We start from the raw sequence: 16,403 nt of genomic DNA, 5'->3' as shown, positions 1-16,403 counted from the left end.
TCATAGCCACCACCCCCAGTTAACTCCGAGTACAGCTGTTAACACGAACAATGAAAGGAGTATCAGTAAGATGTAGTTATTAAGGAATCCACTCTGGATCCGACGGACACGATCACCACCAGCAAGGCTGATACCACCGGCTCCGTTAACAATTCCATCGATTACGCCTTGGTCGAACGTGTTAGCACTACGAGCAACGCCAAGACCAAGATTCTGTGCGATCCAAACCTGAATCTCATCTTGGTAGTAGTTGTGTTTTACAACTTGAGCAACAGGACCTGGGTCTTCGAACCGCTGTGCTGGCGACGGCACGTTGTAGAACAGATGTGCAAAGTAAATGCCAGCAAGAGCGAGCGCAAGAGCGATTCCAGCCGGAATAAATGGTGCCAACTCAGCGGCACCAAACTGGTAGACATCGGTGTATTCGGTATAGGCCAGCGTTTCAAATCCAAAGTCATCCAGCCAGCTTTCAAGATATAGAATGTCAGGACTGACTAACTCGTCAACTGGTTTCATATTAACAAGACCAGCAACAACGGCGAGAATACCGAGGATACCGAGTGGGAATTTGATATCCCAGCCAAGCGGTTCAGGATCTTTTGCATATTCAGACCGGGGCTCTCCATGGAAGGTGAGGAAATACATCCGGAACGTATAGAACCCGGTGAGGAAGACTGAAAGGAGCGCCATTCCGTATGCGGCCAAGAACAGAGGTTCTTCAAGTCCAACAAGGAGAGCGTCATAAAGGATCTCATCTTTTGACCAGAATCCAGATAGTGGGATAACACCAGCAAGTGCGAGTGCCCCAGCTAAGAACGTGTAATGTACAATTGGCATTTTGTCTTTGAGCCCACCAAGTTTCCACATGTCTTGGTGATGGTGCGTTGCAACGATGATGGCGCCAGCACCAAGGAACAGAAGCGCCTTGAAGTACGCGTGATTCATAAGGTGGAATGTCGCCGCAACATATCCCCCGACGCCAAGTCCGAGCATCATGTAGCCATACTGGGAAATTGTCGAGTATGCAAGCACCTGCTTGAGATCATCTTTGACAACGCCCATGGTTGCTGCGAAGAGTGCTGTGAATCCTCCAATGAATGCAATTACGATCAGAGCAACCTCAAGGACCGCATAGAAGCCGAACATCCGAGCCACAAGATAAACGCCAGCAGCGACCATTGTCGCCGCGTGAATGAGGGCTGAAACAGGTGTTGGGCCTTCCATTGCGTCAGGCAACCATGTATGAAGCGGGAACTGTGCGGACTTACCAATTACACCCCCGAGGACTAGTAGACCTAAGATAGTGAACCACGTTTCTGCGTCAAGATCGCCTGGGATCCAGTTGACAACATCGGCAGCATTATCCCCGCCATCGATGATGCTTTGTGTCATCTCAGGGAACCCATCATAGAATGCTCCAGTACCGAAGGTAGCTAACACTCCGACGACGCCAATCAGGAAGAAGTAATCACCAAACCGAGTAACTAGGAATGCCTTCTTTGCGGCACTCGGTGGTGCTCGATCACTTTGCCAGAATCCAATCAGGAGATACGAACACAGGCCAACAAGCTCGAAGAAAATAAACGCCATCAGTAGATTTGATGAAAAGACAAATGCGAGCATACTGGCCGTGAAGAGTCCAAGGCTGGCATAGTATCGTGGAAGCCCCCCTCGTTCACGATGGCCTGGGTCATGGTTCATGTATCCAAGCGAGAAGATATGAACGAGCGTGGCAATCAAAGAGACAATAATGAGCATCAAGGCTGATAGTGGATCAATTAGAATTCCAAACGTCAATTCGATCGCGTCAGCACCGACCCACGTATACAGCTCATTTTCATAGACCTCATTGCCATTGTACACTTGGAAGAACGCCCAGATGGAAATGGCTAATGAGGCCGCTGTTGCCAAGATACCAGGGATAGCCCCTTTCTTTGGAAGATATTTACCAGTAACCAGTGCAATGACGAACGATAGGAATGGAAGGACCGCAATGATCCAAGCAGATTCGATTAGTTCCGACATGATTACCACCTCCTCGTTGTAGCGAGTGTAACGTCGAGTGAGTCAAACTTACGATACAGTACTAATATGATTCCGATACCAATCGCCACCTCAGCAGCAGCAAGTCCAACAACAAACAGCGCGAATATCTGCCCAGAAAGGTCACCATAGTGGAGTGCAAACGCAACAAGATTGAGGTTCGCAGCGTTAAGCATGAGCTCAACAGAGATTAGAAACATCAGTGCATTCCTCCGGGTAAGAACACCGAACAATCCGATGCTAAACACTGCTGCTGAGATGAGTAAATAATATTCAACTCCAATGTTCATTCTTGCTCACCTCCATCTCTTCTGGCAAGGTACACGGCTCCGTCAAGGGCTGCATCAAGCAGAAGTGCAATTAAAATCAACGGAACAAGGTATCCGTCAGCTTCAGATGCAGCGTTGACAAGGGATAGTCCGATCTCTTCGATGATATTCGGTTCAAATGTGCCGACAGAATCAGTAAACTCAATGCTAAGTGTGGTAGCAGCTATTAGGATAAAAATCCCAATAGCGACGATACCAGGAAGTAGATGGCGTCCAAGGTGTAATCGAGGACGGGCCATTAGCTACTCACCTCCGGTTCATCTGATTCAGTTAACATGACAGCGAATGCAATCAAGACCAGCACCCCTCCGACATAAACAAGGATCTGTATGGCAGCAAGGAGCTCGGCACTGAGCGTGACATACAATGCTGCCACCGACACCAAGGCGACACCGAGGAGAAGGGCGCTGTGCCAGACTTCTCGCATGAGAACGGCACCGAGACTACTCCCAACCAGAAGAATGGAAAACAGCGCAAATGCGACTGTGCCGAATTGTGACATTGAGAATTAGATGTGTGGGGGGCTTTTTCAAGATTACTAAATAGAATCGTATTGGCTAAAACTTGCGGCAAAATACGACGGAACAGCACCAGCAAATGAACATATATTGATACTTCGAAGATGTATTAGTATTATGAATCATGAAGAATGAGAAGGAAATACAATAACAAAGCAATTCGATTTAAAAATGTGGGCAAAACTAACTACTGGTAGTCGAGTTCGTCATCCCCTTCACCGACCCACGCGCTTCGATCCGGTTCTCTGGCAGCAAGCGGATCAGAGTCTTTATACCAAGGGACAGCGCGAAGTTGATCCTTGTTATACACAAGATCATCTTTAGTATCACCAGTAAACTCAAAGTTTTGTGTTAACAGGATCGCATCAGTCGGGCAGACTTCCTCACAAAGTCGGCAGTAAATACACTGCCCGACGTGGAGATTATACCGTTCCCCATTACGTTTATCGTCCATCACAATCTGAATCGTGTCATTTGGACAGACGTTCTCACACTGTCGACACCAGATACAGCGTTCTTGGCTGTATTTATGAATACCGCGGAATCGAGCACTAACGTCCGGGGTTTCCTCCGGGTAACGGACAGTAAACGTTTCACCACCTAACGCATGTTTCATCGTTGTCGCCATGGACTTGAGCACACCAATCATACTATCACCCCAACGATAACTGCTGTGAGTATTAGATTGGCGAAACTTAAAACTAACAGTCCTTTCCAGCCAATAGCAATGAGTTGGTCAATGCGGAAGCGTGGTAATGCAGCACGAGCCCACTGAGTGAGCAAGAAGATGATCCAGAGTTTGATGATAAACCAGACTAAGCCCGGAAGAACTGGCCCTGATCCACCTCCAAGGAAAAGAACGGTAATAATACCTGCACTGAGGAAGATATGGAGGAACTCACCAAGGTAGAAGAGGACGAAGTATACTGAAGAGTATTCTGTTTGGTACCCAGCGACAATTTCAGTAGGCGCTTCTGGGATATCAAACGGATTACGCCCAACCTCGGCAAGGCTGGCAACTAGGAAAAGGATAAATGCAAATGGATTAAGGAAAATGAACCAAGCAGGGATTGAGAGGCCTGCTACGGACACCAGTTCCTGCTGTTGAGCTTCAACAATTGTAGAGAGTGCTAACGCATTACTTTCTCCGAGCCCTCCAACAAGCAGAACAACAGAGATTGCAATGACTACCAGTGGAATCTCATATGCAACACTCTGTGCAACTGATCGCAGTGAGCCGAGTGTCGAATACTTATTTGCTGATGCATAGCCGCCGACAACAAGGCCAATCGTAGCTAGCGATGAGAATGCAAAGAGCAAGACAAGTCCTGAGTCAGGGTCAGCCAGTTGGAACTCAACGCCTGCAATCGACCCCATTGGGATAATAGCAAATCCGAGTAGTGCTGACAGAACAATTATAATCGGGGCAATGTCGTATGCAGGCCGGTCGGCGTTCTCAGGTATAATAAGTTCCTTGGAGAGTAATCGAATCGAGTCGGCAACGATGAAGAATAAGCCGAACGGTCCAAGTCGACTAACAGCAATTCGATCAGTGAATGCAGCCGTAATCTTTCGTTTAGCCCACGGTCCAGCGACAGCTGACATCGCAAGGAGCAAGCTCACGATAACAAGAGCTCCAACAATTCCACCAACAAACGATCCCATGCTGCCATCGAGGCCAGCTAGATCAGCAATCCATTCCGGCAGTGGTGTAGTTGATAATGTCGTCATTATCGATCCACCTCCCCAAGAACAATATCAAGACTTCCAAGGGCAGCAACAAGGTCTGGAACGTATTCACCTTCGGCCATCTCTGGTAATGCCTGCAGGTTTGAGAAGCACGGACTTCGGATCTTAAACCGGGCAGGCTTATCAGTCCCATCTGTGCGTACGTAAATTCCAAGTTCACCTTTAGCACCCTCAACGGCGCGGTAGATTTCTTGGCCAGCGTCAGGAGCCACTTTTCGTGGTACATTCGATTGAACATCTCGTTCATCTTCTGGCCAGTCTTCGAGTAGATCAATACACTGATCGATGATCCGAGCAGACTGTTCGACCTCGCGCATACGGACAAGCACACGGGAGTAGTTGTCTTTCCCGTCTTCAGTGACAACGTCCCAGTCAAGTTCATCATAGTATCCGTATGGGTCATCTCTTCGCAAGTCATAGTCAACTCCGGACCCTCGAAGTACCGGACCAGTGCAACCGTAGTCCCTGGCAACATCAGGCTCAAGAATACCAGTGCCAATTGTCCGAGCCTGATAGATTTCGTTGTTCGTCAGTAGATTATGGAACTCCTGTACAGCCTCTGGAAGATCATTCAGGAAGCTACGTGTATTTTCAAAGAATTGCTCTCGAGGCTCTGGGATATCCCACGCGAGACCACCAAGCCGGAAGTAATTAAACATCAACCGCTGGCCGGTGAGTTCTTCAAGTAAGTCCTCGACTTTTTCACGTTCGCGGATCGCATACATGAACCCAGCTGTAAAGTCACCGTTAACGTCGAGGGCGAACGTTGCTAGGGCCAGCATGTGAGATGCAATTCGACACATCTCTGCTCCCATTGTACGAATAACTTGGGCATATTCTGGAACATCAATGTCAGCGAGATCCTCTGCCACCCGAGCATATGCCCACTCATTGAGGAGACCTGAGGAAATGTAGTCCCACCGATCAGGATATGGCATAATCTGATGCCGGTAGGTGCTTTGCTGACAGATTTGCTCTTCACAGCGGTGAAGGTACCCAATGTCAGATTCAACATCAACGACCTGCTCACCGTCAAGAACGGTTTTTAGATGAAGCACGCCGTGTGTTGCTGGGTGATGAGGACCGATGTTAATAAACATCGTATCCCCGTCTCCATCTACATTTTTCTCAATTGGGTTTTCGTGCGCACGGAATGGGACAATCTGTGGACGATCTTGGTCATAGTCTTCTCGAAGAGGATGTCCCTGCCACGTTTCAGGAAGGAGAATTCGACGGTGATCTGGATGTTCATCATACTGGATGCCAAGCAGATCGTAGGCTTCTCGTTCATGCCAGTCAGCAGTGCGGAATACTGGTTCAGCACTTTGGCTTATTGGAGCATCCCGTGGAACAGGTACGACAACACTCAGCTCGTCAGTGGGATCATCAAATTTCTTGAGGTGGTAAATGGACTCGAAACGATCCTGGTATTCCTGTGCAGTAACACAGGAGAGATGATCAAATCCAGCGTCCTGACGAAGCGTTTGCAGAACTGTCTGCGTGTCATCTGGTCGAATAACAATTGCTGGTGCATTGATGTGCGTCTCTGTTTCAATGATATATTCACCAACAAGCGACTGAATATCAGCGATGGAGGATTGTTCTTCCTCCGAGATGACTTCTTCTGGCGTGCTCATGGTGAATCAGCCCAGTTATATCGCATGATTAGATCTTCCTCATCAATCTGTGCAGCGAGTTTATCGACCACCTCATCGCGTTCTAGATCAGAGAACTGCTCAAGTTCATACGGCTTAACTACAACAGGCGACGATTCACCTTCCGAAATTCGTTCCTGTAGCTTTGCAACACCGTAAATCAGTGCCTCTGGACGAGGAGGACATCCAGGGACGTGAATGTCAACCGGAATGACCTCTTCGGCTCCTTTAACGACATTGTATCCTTCCTGGAACGGCCCTCCAGAAATTGCACATGATCCCATATTAATGACGAACTTCGGCTCAGGCATTTGATCATAGACGCGCTTCATTCGAGGAGCAAACTTCGAAACAATAGTTCCAGGGATGATAATCACATCCGCCTGTCGTGGTGAAGCTCGAGGAACACCAGCCCCGAATCGGTCAAGGTCGTGCTTGACCGAATAGGTGTGCATCATCTCAATACTACAACAGGCAATTCCAAACTGCAACATAAACATCGATGATCCTCGTGCCCAGTTCATGAACTTATCAAACTTGGTAAGAATGAACGGGGCAGATCCGAACGCAGACCGAAGCTTAGAATTAAAACGATTGTCCAACCCTTCTCCAGTTCTTGCCTCTCGTGTTGCTGTTTGTGGATCTGCACTACCTTCGAGTTTCTCAATCGGTTCATTACTCATTGTTCTACCCTCCGTAAGACTGATTTCTGGGAGTCGCTACGTATCCATCGGATAGCACCGGTTCTCCATGCCCAGACCAGGCCAAGCAGTAAGATTCCAATAAATACAAGCATTGGGATCAGTGCCTGTCCTGTTCCAACCTTGTCAATTGCTTCTGGGTAGGCCATTGCCCATGGGAAGATCAGCACCGTTTCCACGTCGAAGACGAGGAACAATAGTGCAACCATGTAGTACTGGATGTTGAACCGACTTCTCGTCGTCCCAGTAGGCACTTCCCCACTTTCGTAGGTTGTGCGTTTGCCTTTTTCGGGAACGCTGGGACGCAACAGCCATGACGCAAACATCATGACTAACGGAATAGCTATTGCGACAAGTGCCAGCGCACCGATAGCGATCCATTGGCTCATGTTCTCACAGTTGTGCCCCTGTAGTGAAGCCACCCATATAAGCGTTCAGAAGTTTAGAGGAATTCTCCGGATTTTATTTAGTTTAACAGTTCGACGATCCTGCTAATTTGTGTCATAGCCGACGGCAGATCCTTTGTCTGCTTGTGTCCTCGACAGCCTCCTCTGTTTGACTCGTCTCGCTACCGCTGTAATACTTGCTCTGTTAGACGTGGTCGTGTAATCACTGACGTTGATTCCGGAACGTCGGAGTTCCAAGCTGATGTAACGCTTGTGAAGTTTCTCCGACATCTGATCGAAGCTGGTCATGATATGCGATTAGTCTATCTCGAAGTTCAGGATGCTTTCGAGAGAGGACTTGCACAGCAGAGAGTGCAGCATTAAATGATTTCCCGGCGTCAACTGCAGTAATTGGCGCTCCAGTTGGCATCCCAATAACAGAATCGACTGACTTCTCCTGAACCGGCACGCCAATTACCGGAAGCGGGTACGCAATAGATGCAGTCATGTTAGGAAGATCGGCAGATTTTCCACCTGCACCGGCAATAATGACTTCAATTCCTCGGTCTGCTGCTGTTTCCGCGTATGCCGTCATAAGGTCCGGGGTCCGATGAGCCGAAACCACATACGTTTCAAACGTAAAACGTTCTGCCGGTGGGTTGTCATAATCAGTTACTTCTGCAAACCCAAGTTTCTCGACAAGCGCATGGTATGCACCAGAGTCATCATCAGTGCCCATCATGACATCAAGATCAGAATCTGACCCCATAATAATACCAATATCAGGGGTTGATTCAAGTGGTCGTTCCGTACTCGCTTCTTCATGAAGCGCATTAATTATCGCTGAAACTTCATCTGCCATACACCAATATATGTAATCATCTCACAAAGAAGGGACGGATTTAGTCTTACTCGATGAATGTAGTTTTGTCTCGTAGTTCTTTTCCACGAGATAGTAATTGATTGACTTCATCGAGGTCCGACCCATCAGCGGTTAACGTTATGTGACCTAACTTGCGAAGAGGTCGCGCTTCTCTTTTACCATACCAATGTAAAGACACACCAGGGCTATCAAGAAGAGTCTCAACACCAGCAAGCTTCGCAGGAACATTCTTATCAACATCTCCAAGCAGGTTTAGCATAGCAGTTGGACAGCGTTGTGCCGTCGAAGCAAGCGGCCAGCCAAGAACAGCACGAATATGCTGCTCAAACTGAGATGAGACAGCTCCCTCAATAGTCCAGTGACCAGAGTTATGTGGACGAGGAGCAATTTCATTAACTAGAATTGCATCATCTGTGGTTTGGAATAACTCGATACCAAACACCCCGCGTCCATCCATTAGCTCAAGAACATCAAGCGCAACAGAACGTGCTTCCTCCAGAACATTCTCCGGTGCACGTGCTGGGACAACGGTTTCACGAAGGATTTCGTCACGGTGGATGTTTTCACCGACCGGAAAGGCCCTGGAGTCGTCTGCTCCTTTAATACCGATTACCGAAAGTTCGCGTTTGAAATCTAGGAACTCCTCAGCCATAGCCCCTTGATCAACAACTGAAAGTGCCGATTCAATTTCTTCAAGTGATTCGACGGGGACGTTTCCTCGGCCGTCATAGCCACCCTCTTTTGCTTTGACCATTACAGAACCCAGCTCATCCAGTGCGGTTTCTAGATCTCCCTGAGATGTAACTTCGGTAAATGTGGGGACAGGAATATCAGCATCAGCGAGCCGCTGCTTTTGGACGTATTTATCCTGTATCATGCGCAATGTATCAGGATCAGGGTGGACCGGAACACCAATCTCGTTGTGAACTTTTTCAAGCAAGTCAGGGGAAGCCAACTCGATTTCGAATGTTAATACATCGACTTTCTTTCCAAGCTCCATGATAGCATCAGGGTCATCAAAATCAGCAACAATCTGATTTTCAGCGACAGACGATGCAGGACAATTCGGGGTTGGATCAAGTACTATCAACTCTACTCCAAGAGGAGATGCCGCTTCAGCGAGCATACGACCGAGTTGTCCACCACCAACAACCCCGACTGTCGGACCAGGAGTTGTGAGATGTTGCATATACGTATCGATTTTGCTAGCTTTCATATACGAGTGGCGTTTTCGTCGCTATCTGTCGTTAACCTCTTCAACTGCTGAGGCCAAAGAATTTGGATTAACAAACAGTTACAGAATTATATCGGCCAGCGGCCAACGCGTGTCTCTTCCCCATCATCCTCATCCTCAACATGCAGTTCGATTGATGCTTCACTAAGATCGAGGAGATCATTGATGTCGAGACTATCCCTTGTGATTTCAATGCTGTTTTCATAGACGTATTCATTATCCGTGAAATTTGCCCAGTACAATGTTTTATCATCGAGCCGAGGATCAGCACCCTCAATATCAATGCGAACGGCATCACTGGGTATCCGGTCACCAGAAGTATGGTCAATTATCATCGTATCAGTCGCCGAGTCATCATGCTCGAACGTGAATTCAGCTGACGGGTTTGTCGTCGTTGGCTCAGGAACATAGAGAATGACCCCAAAGACTGCTGTAGCTCCGATGATCGCTAATGAAATAAATAATAGGACGACAATCCCAAGAATGTCAGCGGATCCACGGGAATGATATAAACTACGTAATGCCATTACTTACACAAATGCTTTTCAAGTAAGGATACGTTTGCAGCTGGTTTGAGGGTTTCGTCAGTTATCAGCACTGATATTATCAAAGATATTGTTAGTCACAGGGGTTCAAGAGGTCTGTACTTCCCCACAATTCAACGGTCAATAACTGTGTGGCAAATCTGTGGTATTTGTCTTGATTCCTATATGCTCACGCTTTATTCCACAGTCGAGCCCCTGATGATCGTCTTGAATTATTTATACGGCAACTTACAGTTCAAAACTCTCTTGGAGAATTGACTCATTTGGTTCGCCAAATGAGTATGTTGGCCCACCAACAACATCGATTGTAATATCAGCCGGCGCAAAAACATCGTCATCGATGGCATAGAAGTCCCAGTCGGCTTCCTCAAGGATTTGCTCAAATGGACGGCCGTATTCGTTAGTTGCAGAAGATGGAACTTCGGAGAACTGGTCAAAATCCTCACGGACGACAAGATGGGCTTTACCGCCATATGCAAGAGCATCATTCGCACGTGCAATGGCAATATCCTCATCAGCAGGTATAGGCGGCAACGGAGCAGTACCGCTTGCGGTTATTACGTCTGAAGGATCATATCCGAGTTCAAAGAGTCGGAATAAAGCAAGTTCGGGTGCACGTGCTGCAAGTGAAACGCCACCAGCAACACTAGCTGTTGGGAATGTCGGGAGAAAAACACCTGAAGTATCAACATCAGCCAAGTTTGCAACATGCTCAGCAACAGAATCCGAAGGAAGCGTATCGCTCTCAAGCGCAAGAACAGTAAGATCAAAAATGTCCACGTAGTCGAGTTCCTGAAACTCAGTCTCTTGGGCAACAAGGGCACGAGCAGGCCCGCTTCCTAAGGCTTCGTATCCATCAACAGAGATTTCCCAGCCAGCCTTCTGTGAGCAAAGCAATGCAAGGGCAGGATGATCAGTGCTCAGTTCGATGTGAGGAAGCGTTACGCCCGCAACAGAGTCAATACGTGATTGAACTGTTGCCAAGCCAGCAGTTTGAATCTCGGTCAATAGTAAACCTGCTTCGATCCCTCCGTCAAAATCAACGCCAAAATCGAGTACTGTTGCACCATTATCTAGTTCGTATGCACCAATGTCGAGTTCCTCAGCAAAATCAAGAGCTTCATCGACGAGTTCGATTGACATTCGGTTGAGACTTTCCATGTATGTATTCACACTATCCACATACAATAGTGCAGCGTTGACAGAGTGTGTGACAAATATACTCTCTGTCGCAGAGGCTTCCCCACTGAGTATCCGTGCTACAGCTCAGGTTTGACTGTTTTATTTATCCAGGAAAAGGCAGATGTGAGATTAAAGGACTAAACATTATTCATCCGCCGGGATGATGTATGGCCACACTGTTGACACTCGGTTACACGATAGGGAGTTCGAGAATGGCCAACATTATCGCTACTACCAGCTTCAGTGCGGATTTCAAGCGTTACTGAGTGTGGTGTTTCACCATCACAGTGGGGGCAGTACTCTTGGAGGTAATCAAAGTTTGACTCTTGTTGGGACACGTCTTCTACGTTATATGTGAGGAAATATAAACTTCTGTGCGACAGGCGTATGACGTCAAAGAGTTATTGAGATGGAGCGGTTGACTCTTGCTTAGAGGACTCAAGTTTCTTATAATCTTTGTAGCCAGACGTACCCCGGAGTTCTTCAAGAAGTCCAATGCCAGCACGCGTCCCTTCTCCGACTGATGTATTGATTTGCTGTTGGCCACCAGTGACATCGCCCGCTGCGTAGATTCGCGGGACATTTGTAGACGCATCTTCGTCTGTTTTGATATATTGACCCTCTGTTGCGATACCGATCATTTCTGCAAGGTCAGTTCCACCTGCAGCTCCAAGAGCAACGAATAATCCATCCATCTCAATCGTTTCACCATCGTCTGTGACAACACCTTCAAGAGTACTCTCTCCAATTAGCTCATCTAGGTTGTCAGTTCGGATTGAAATATCAGCAGCGGAAAGTTGATCCTGAAGTTCTGGATCTGCGTCGAGTTCTTTCCCGTTAGTTAGAAGAGTGACTTCATCAGTGTAATCAAGTAACATGAGTGCCTCTTTTGCTGCGTAGTTTTCTGCCCCAATGACACCAACCGGTTTATCTCGATAGAAATAAGCGTCACATTCAACACAGTAAGAGACACCCTTCCCCTCAAACTCGTCGACGTTTTTGATTGCGGGAGGTTCGTATGCAGCACCAGTTGCAATTATAATTCCTCTCGCAATATACGTGTTTGTGGTTGTTTCTATCTCATAACTCTCTTCATCATTACGACCAATTCGAACAACCTCTTCGTTGACAAATGTCGCACCGAACTTTTCTGCGTGTTCACGACCAAGTTCCATTATCTCTGGGCCAGTCACACCGTCTGGAAATCCAAATACATTTTCCATCAGTCCGACATCTCTTGTTGTCCCTCCACCGTCATCAAATACATACGTCTCTTGATCAGCGCGAGCGGTGTAGACCGCAGCGCTAGTCCCCGCTGGACCAGCACCGATAACCGCTACATCAATCTGTGTAAAATTGTTCTCTGTAGTCATGGTATTTTGTAGGTAGTGTATAATTATGCAGACTTGTACTTATTTATGACCTGCATTAACTGCGGTTTTTGTTGCATACCAACAAGACGTTCAGTGGCATCTCCATTATTGAATAAAATCAGCGTTGGAACACCCTGAACCCCATATTGAGCGGCTAGCTGTTGGTGATCATCAATATCGACTTTGGCAACAGTAACCCCTGTCTCAGCCGCGATCTCGGTTACGATTGGGTCAATCATCTGGCATGGGCCACACCAGTCAGCGTAGAAATCAGTTAAAACCAAGTTATGGGAATTGACAACCTCAGAGAGGTGACTTGACCCGTCAATATAGATTGGTTCGGACGGGGTAGAGGACGCAGAGCTATCAACTGATTCGCCACCGGTCTTTGATTGAAGTTCTTCCAGTTTTTGTTTGCGAATATCCTCAATGGATTGTTCGTCAGTCATATCTATATATAGACAGTCGACCGTCTTATTTGTTTGGATAGTAATCCCTATTTTCCACAATACTGTGACCAGTCGCACTGTTTCGATAATTACAGGGGTAGAATGGTGGCGAGACAGGCAGGAACAGAGTGTTTGTAAAATGATACTCAGAGAGGATATTTTGTGCTCTGCTCTTTCCAATCTATAATAGGTTAATCAGCAAAGGGGAATCAGTATTCGTTCGAAGAGGTCGACGTCTGTTGTTGAGAGTATTTATTTTGGAATTCCTGAATAAGTTGACCCATTTTGGCATACCAGTCATTGAGAATACGTCGCATGTCTTCAGCGACCTGATCTGGATCGGCCGGGCGATATACATGATAGTACCCACCGTCTTCGTAGTTAACCTGTTCTTTTTGGATAAATCCGGCATTCAGAAGCCGTTGAACAGCACGATAGGCGGTTGAACGTTCACGTTCGACTTCGGATGCGATCTCGTCAACCGTAAGTGGATTCTTAGCGTCGACGAGTGTTTTATACACCTCTTTATCAAGTTCACGAAGGCCGTGTAGACACTGAAGCAGACCTTCGCACTGCATATCTTGATTAAGATGGTCAGCCATTGAGCTAGACATCGTACTATGTATGTTGCCGGTCGTGGGATATAATGTTTTTGCACATCTTCCACAATATTAGGCAGATGCGGATAATCTGCACCAGAGTGGACCCGATTAGATCAAAATTAAACAAACGTATACGAATATTAGAACTCTAAAGAAGTTATTCAATCCGATGAACTACCGTGAGAATTAGCCCAAACCGGCGGACTGCTTTCTCTGTAGAAAAGATCAAAAGTGATTTAGTACATGTGAAATCAGAAGAGCCATTTAAACGTTTGAGAACGAACGCCGGTCTATCGATTTATAATGTATCAGTATCCTATTCACGATAACGATGGATGCAACACAGATTGAACATAAGCTTGCAGAACATACACTGACAAATCTTCGCGATCGAGAAACAGGACAGGTCGCGTTCCGAAAGGGACTCGTTAAACTTGGACGGGTAGCTGGGTATGAAATTATCGATCAGTGGATGGAGATGGAGGAAACAACGGTGCAAACGCCAATTACGCAGACCTCCTGCAAACAGCTAGAGGGGCTTGACGATATTGTAATTATTAATATTCTACGGGCAGCGACACCTTTCGTTGAGGGTTTATTAAAAGCATTTCCCACGGCCAGACAAGGCGTGATATCCGCCTCTCGAGGCGAGGAACAGCAGAATGAGGATGGATCATTTCCAATCTCCGTGGACTATGCTAAGCTTCCTGAGATAAGTTCGGAAGATACAGTTATTGTTGCGGATCCAATGTTGGCAACGGGAAGCACAATGTGTGCGGTACTAGAACATATTGATAATTCCACATCAGAGGACCCTGCTGTATTTGTTCTATCCGCAGTAAGCGCGCCAGAAGGGATCACTCGCGTAAACGAAAGTCATCCACAGGCGGAGATACTGACCGTAGCAGTTGATGATCATCTCAATGAGAAAGGATACATCGTTCCAGGGCTAGGTGACGCTGGTGATCGTGCATTCAAGACAGACTGAGAGCTAATGCAGGAAGGAAAGACCCATATCAGAGGTTCGAACAATTGTAACACATGGATGCGATTGTGTTAGCGGGTGGGTATGCGACGCGTCTATGGCCGATTACACGTCATCGGCCGAAGATGTTCCTTCCAATAGGAGAGTCTACGGTCATTGATCGGATATTTGAGGAACTTGAGTCTGATGAGCGGGTTGAGACCGTGTACGTAAGTACAAACAAGCGGTTTGCTGAGGACTTCGAAGAATATCTTGAATCCAGTTCATACGAGAAACCGGTACTGAGTATTGAAGAGACCGTTAAAGAAGATGAAAAGTTCGGGGTAATTGGAGCTCTTGCTCAACTGGTTGATCGAGAGGGGTTGAGTTCCGATACAATCGTCGTTGCCGGTGATAACCTCATTAGCTTCTCGCTGACAGACTTCATTGATACGTTTCAAGGGAATGATGAGCCAACGCTTGCAGCGTATGATGTTGGGGCAACTGAACGAGCAACTGAATATGGAGTTGTAAGTGTAGAAGAAAACGTCGTAACGGAGTTTCAAGAGAAACCAGACAGTCCAGAAAGTACACTTGTTTCAATCGCGTGCTATGGATTTCCAAGTAGAACGCTCACGCTACTTGAGGAGTATTTGTCAGGAGATAATAACCCCGATGAGCCAGGATGGTTCATTCAATGGCTAGTTGATCGGGAAACTGTACACGCATTTGCATTTGAGGGTGCATGGTTTGACATTGGAACACCACAATCATATTTAGATGCAGTTGCTTGGCACTTAGATGGGAAATCACTGGTTCACGACGACGCAACAGTTGAAAATTCAACGATCGGAGAGAATGTTCACATTATGGAAGGAGCAACAATTATCGATTCACACATAGAGAATTCTGTTATCTTCCCAAACGTGAAAGTAAAATCAAGTGAAGTTCGGTCTTCGATCATAGACGAATACGCAGTTGTCGAAAATCTGAATCTGGCGGGAGCACAAATCGGTGCAGATACACGATTGCCGGATAACGGCTAACGCTCAGTAAGAGTCGCATCTGTGATTACCAGTTCGCCTCGCATATTTTCCCATTTCTTTTCGTATTCTAACTCGATTCGTTTGGACATATGGGGACCGTCGACCACAATTGTTTCAAACTCACCTCCTTCACCAAGCGGATGAACACCATATTTTTCGTTAAGTGCTTTGAGGTCTTGTAGTGTATCTTGGTCAAGTTGTCTGCCAAGCCACGATTGGTCAAGTCCGGCAGCAGCAACTTGAACGATACGAATATCGAATCCAGCATCAATCATGTCAGTTGCAAGAGCATACGGATCTCGTTGCCACAGTGGAGAAAACAGTTCAAAATTCAATCGGTTACACATCGATTCAATTCGATTTGCCTGGAACTCACTTTCGACAGCGCCAGCAATAACACCCTTGATATCTGGTGATTCAGTAGTCAGTTCTCTGAGCGCAGTTTCAAGAGGTTGAATCTCTGTGTCGCCCTGAACAGTTGAGTCACCACTAAGAGACAGATCAGTAGTGTCAATAGGTTGATACTCAATGCCGATACTTTCTGCAGCGAGTTCTGCCAAATCAATTGCTGGAACATGATACATGTATGACTCCTCTGTTGGAAGAATAGTAAGAATTCGTTCAACATTGAGGTCGTGTTGCAACGCTAAATAAAGGGCATACGATGAATCTTTACCGCCAGAAAAGAGGCTAACCCAGTTGTGTCCAGAAGAGAACTCATCCATATGAATAGTTTGGACGGAA

Annotated in this window: 19 protein-coding genes and 1 pseudogene; 2 read left to right on the top strand and 18 right to left on the bottom strand. The window is 46.8% G+C overall.

Going from position 1 to position 16,403, the window contains the following annotated elements; translation table 11 throughout:
- The 17 genes from nuoL to K0C01_RS07820 form a co-directional block, all read right to left on the bottom strand.
- On the bottom strand, positions 1-2,025 hold the full coding sequence (nuoL, locus tag K0C01_RS07900) for an NADH-quinone oxidoreductase subunit L (protein WP_221169175.1): 2,025 nt from the start codon (positions 2,023-2,025) through the stop codon (positions 1-3).
- A 2-nt stretch (positions 2,026-2,027) separates the two neighbouring features.
- Entirely contained in the window at positions 2,028-2,333 is a 306-nt protein-coding gene (gene nuoK, locus K0C01_RS07895) for an NADH-quinone oxidoreductase subunit NuoK (RefSeq protein WP_221169174.1), read from the bottom strand.
- Complete coding sequence (locus K0C01_RS07890) at positions 2,330-2,611, bottom strand: hypothetical protein (protein WP_221169173.1); 282 nt, start codon at positions 2,609-2,611, stop codon at positions 2,330-2,332. The genes nuoK and K0C01_RS07890 overlap by 4 nt, the downstream gene beginning before the upstream one ends.
- Complete coding sequence (locus K0C01_RS07885) at positions 2,611-2,874, bottom strand: NADH-quinone oxidoreductase subunit J (RefSeq protein ID WP_221169172.1); 264 nt, start codon at positions 2,872-2,874, stop codon at positions 2,611-2,613. The genes K0C01_RS07890 and K0C01_RS07885 overlap by 1 nt, the downstream gene beginning before the upstream one ends.
- A gap of 203 nt (positions 2,875-3,077) precedes the next feature.
- Positions 3,078-3,539 carry a NuoI/complex I 23 kDa subunit family protein gene (locus tag K0C01_RS07880; RefSeq protein ID WP_221169171.1) on the bottom strand — a complete coding sequence of 154 codons (462 nt, stop codon included), beginning with the start codon at positions 3,537-3,539 and terminating at the stop codon, positions 3,078-3,080.
- Positions 3,536-4,621, bottom strand: a complete 1,086-nt coding sequence (locus tag K0C01_RS07875; RefSeq protein WP_221169170.1) for a complex I subunit 1/NuoH family protein — start codon at positions 4,619-4,621, stop codon at positions 3,536-3,538. The genes K0C01_RS07880 and K0C01_RS07875 overlap by 4 nt, the downstream gene beginning before the upstream one ends.
- The gene (locus K0C01_RS07870) at positions 4,621-6,276 is read right to left on the bottom strand and encodes an NADH-quinone oxidoreductase subunit D (protein ID WP_221169169.1); all 1,656 of its coding nucleotides are present in this window, start codon (positions 6,274-6,276) and stop codon (positions 4,621-4,623) included. Before K0C01_RS07870 ends, K0C01_RS07875 begins: the two co-directional genes overlap by 1 nt.
- Entirely contained in the window at positions 6,273-6,977 is a 705-nt protein-coding gene (locus tag K0C01_RS07865; protein ID WP_221169168.1) for an NADH-quinone oxidoreductase subunit B, read from the bottom strand. Before K0C01_RS07865 ends, K0C01_RS07870 begins: the two co-directional genes overlap by 4 nt.
- Positions 6,974-7,384 carry an NADH-quinone oxidoreductase subunit A gene (locus K0C01_RS07860; protein WP_221169167.1) on the bottom strand — a complete coding sequence of 137 codons (411 nt, stop codon included), beginning with the start codon at positions 7,382-7,384 and terminating at the stop codon, positions 6,974-6,976. Before K0C01_RS07860 ends, K0C01_RS07865 begins: the two co-directional genes overlap by 4 nt.
- 220 nt (positions 7,385-7,604) lie before the next feature.
- Positions 7,605-8,243, bottom strand: coding sequence for a 5-(carboxyamino)imidazole ribonucleotide mutase (gene purE / locus K0C01_RS07855; RefSeq protein ID WP_221169166.1), 639 nt, complete (start codon positions 8,241-8,243; stop codon positions 7,605-7,607).
- 46 nt (positions 8,244-8,289) lie between these two features.
- Positions 8,290-9,453, bottom strand: a complete 1,164-nt coding sequence (purK, locus tag K0C01_RS07850) for a 5-(carboxyamino)imidazole ribonucleotide synthase (RefSeq protein WP_221169165.1) — start codon at positions 9,451-9,453, stop codon at positions 8,290-8,292.
- 113 nt (positions 9,454-9,566) lie between these two features.
- Positions 9,567-10,025: a type IV pilin N-terminal domain-containing protein gene (locus K0C01_RS07845; RefSeq protein ID WP_221169164.1), complete on the bottom strand. Its 459-nt coding sequence runs from the start codon at positions 10,023-10,025 to the stop codon at positions 9,567-9,569.
- 246 nt (positions 10,026-10,271) lie between these two features.
- Positions 10,272-11,204 carry a methenyltetrahydromethanopterin cyclohydrolase gene (mch, locus tag K0C01_RS07840; protein WP_221169163.1) on the bottom strand — a complete coding sequence of 311 codons (933 nt, stop codon included), beginning with the start codon at positions 11,202-11,204 and terminating at the stop codon, positions 10,272-10,274.
- Positions 11,205-11,362: 158 nt separating this feature from the next.
- Positions 11,363-11,563 carry a DUF7835 family putative zinc beta-ribbon protein gene (locus tag K0C01_RS07835; protein WP_221169162.1) on the bottom strand — a complete coding sequence of 67 codons (201 nt, stop codon included), beginning with the start codon at positions 11,561-11,563 and terminating at the stop codon, positions 11,363-11,365.
- A gap of 63 nt (positions 11,564-11,626) precedes the next feature.
- Complete coding sequence (locus K0C01_RS07830; protein ID WP_221169161.1) at positions 11,627-12,598, bottom strand: NAD(P)/FAD-dependent oxidoreductase; 972 nt, start codon at positions 12,596-12,598, stop codon at positions 11,627-11,629.
- A 23-nt stretch (positions 12,599-12,621) separates the two neighbouring features.
- Complete coding sequence (trxA, locus tag K0C01_RS07825) at positions 12,622-13,047, bottom strand: thioredoxin (RefSeq protein WP_221169160.1); 426 nt, start codon at positions 13,045-13,047, stop codon at positions 12,622-12,624.
- Positions 13,048-13,256: 209 nt separating this feature from the next.
- On the bottom strand, positions 13,257-13,661 hold the full coding sequence (locus tag K0C01_RS07820) for a helix-turn-helix domain-containing protein (protein WP_221169159.1): 405 nt from the start codon (positions 13,659-13,661) through the stop codon (positions 13,257-13,259).
- Positions 13,662-13,952: 291 nt separating this feature from the next.
- Here K0C01_RS07820 and upp point away from each other — a divergent pair.
- Together upp and K0C01_RS07810 are read left to right on the top strand one after the other, a co-directional pair.
- Positions 13,953-14,637, top strand: a pseudogene (gene upp, locus K0C01_RS07815) (uracil phosphoribosyltransferase).
- 53 nt (positions 14,638-14,690) lie between these two features.
- A complete protein-coding gene (locus tag K0C01_RS07810; RefSeq protein WP_221169157.1) occupies positions 14,691-15,659 on the top strand; it encodes a nucleotidyltransferase family protein in 969 nt (322 codons plus the stop codon).
- Here K0C01_RS07810 and K0C01_RS07805 read toward each other — a convergent pair.
- Positions 15,656-16,384 (bottom strand): diphthine--ammonia ligase, encoded by a 729-nt coding sequence (locus K0C01_RS07805; RefSeq protein WP_221169156.1) that lies wholly within the window; start codon positions 16,382-16,384, stop codon positions 15,656-15,658. The genes K0C01_RS07810 and K0C01_RS07805 overlap by 4 nt on opposite strands.
- Positions 16,385-16,403 lie beyond the last annotated feature (19 nt).

This window comes from Salinarchaeum sp. IM2453, from assembly GCF_019693215.1.
Classification (GTDB): Archaea; Halobacteriota; Halobacteria; order Halobacteriales; family Salinarchaeaceae; genus IM2453.
This window is presented reverse-complemented; position numbering and strand designations above follow the sequence as displayed.

Excerpts from the sequence above, each read along its gene's own strand:
- nuoK (WP_221169174.1), bottom strand. The coding sequence starts at position 2,333 with ATGAACATTGGAGTTGAATATTATTTACTCATCTCAGCAGCAGTGTTT.
- K0C01_RS07810 (WP_221169157.1), top strand. The coding sequence starts at position 14,691 with ATGGATGCGATTGTGTTAGCGGGTGGGTATGCGACGCGTCTATGGCCG.
- trxA (WP_221169160.1), bottom strand. The coding sequence starts at position 13,047 with ATGACTGACGAACAATCCATTGAGGATATTCGCAAACAAAAACTGGAA.
- K0C01_RS07865 (WP_221169168.1), bottom strand. The coding sequence starts at position 6,977 with ATGAGTAATGAACCGATTGAGAAACTCGAAGGTAGTGCAGATCCACAA.
- K0C01_RS07885 (WP_221169172.1), bottom strand. The coding sequence starts at position 2,874 with ATGTCACAATTCGGCACAGTCGCATTTGCGCTGTTTTCCATTCTTCTG.
- nuoL (WP_221169175.1), bottom strand. The coding sequence starts at position 2,025 with ATGTCGGAACTAATCGAATCTGCTTGGATCATTGCGGTCCTTCCATTC.
- K0C01_RS07875 (WP_221169170.1), bottom strand. The coding sequence starts at position 4,621 with ATGACGACATTATCAACTACACCACTGCCGGAATGGATTGCTGATCTA.
- purE (WP_221169166.1), bottom strand. The coding sequence starts at position 8,243 with ATGGCAGATGAAGTTTCAGCGATAATTAATGCGCTTCATGAAGAAGCG.
- K0C01_RS07870 (WP_221169169.1), bottom strand. The coding sequence starts at position 6,276 with ATGAGCACGCCAGAAGAAGTCATCTCGGAGGAAGAACAATCCTCCATC.
- K0C01_RS07820 (WP_221169159.1), bottom strand. The coding sequence starts at position 13,661 with ATGTCTAGCTCAATGGCTGACCATCTTAATCAAGATATGCAGTGCGAA.
- K0C01_RS07830 (WP_221169161.1), bottom strand. The coding sequence starts at position 12,598 with ATGACTACAGAGAACAATTTTACACAGATTGATGTAGCGGTTATCGGT.
- purK (WP_221169165.1), bottom strand. The coding sequence starts at position 9,453 with ATGCAACATCTCACAACTCCTGGTCCGACAGTCGGGGTTGTTGGTGGT.
- K0C01_RS07845 (WP_221169164.1), bottom strand. The coding sequence starts at position 10,025 with ATGGCATTACGTAGTTTATATCATTCCCGTGGATCCGCTGACATTCTT.
- mch (WP_221169163.1), bottom strand. The coding sequence starts at position 11,204 with ATGGAAAGTCTCAACCGAATGTCAATCGAACTCGTCGATGAAGCTCTT.
- K0C01_RS07880 (WP_221169171.1), bottom strand. The coding sequence starts at position 3,539 with ATGATTGGTGTGCTCAAGTCCATGGCGACAACGATGAAACATGCGTTA.
- K0C01_RS07805 (WP_221169156.1), bottom strand. The coding sequence starts at position 16,384 with ATGGATGAGTTCTCTTCTGGACACAACTGGGTTAGCCTCTTTTCTGGC.
- K0C01_RS07860 (WP_221169167.1), bottom strand. The coding sequence starts at position 7,384 with ATGAGCCAATGGATCGCTATCGGTGCGCTGGCACTTGTCGCAATAGCT.
- K0C01_RS07890 (WP_221169173.1), bottom strand. The coding sequence starts at position 2,611 with ATGGCCCGTCCTCGATTACACCTTGGACGCCATCTACTTCCTGGTATC.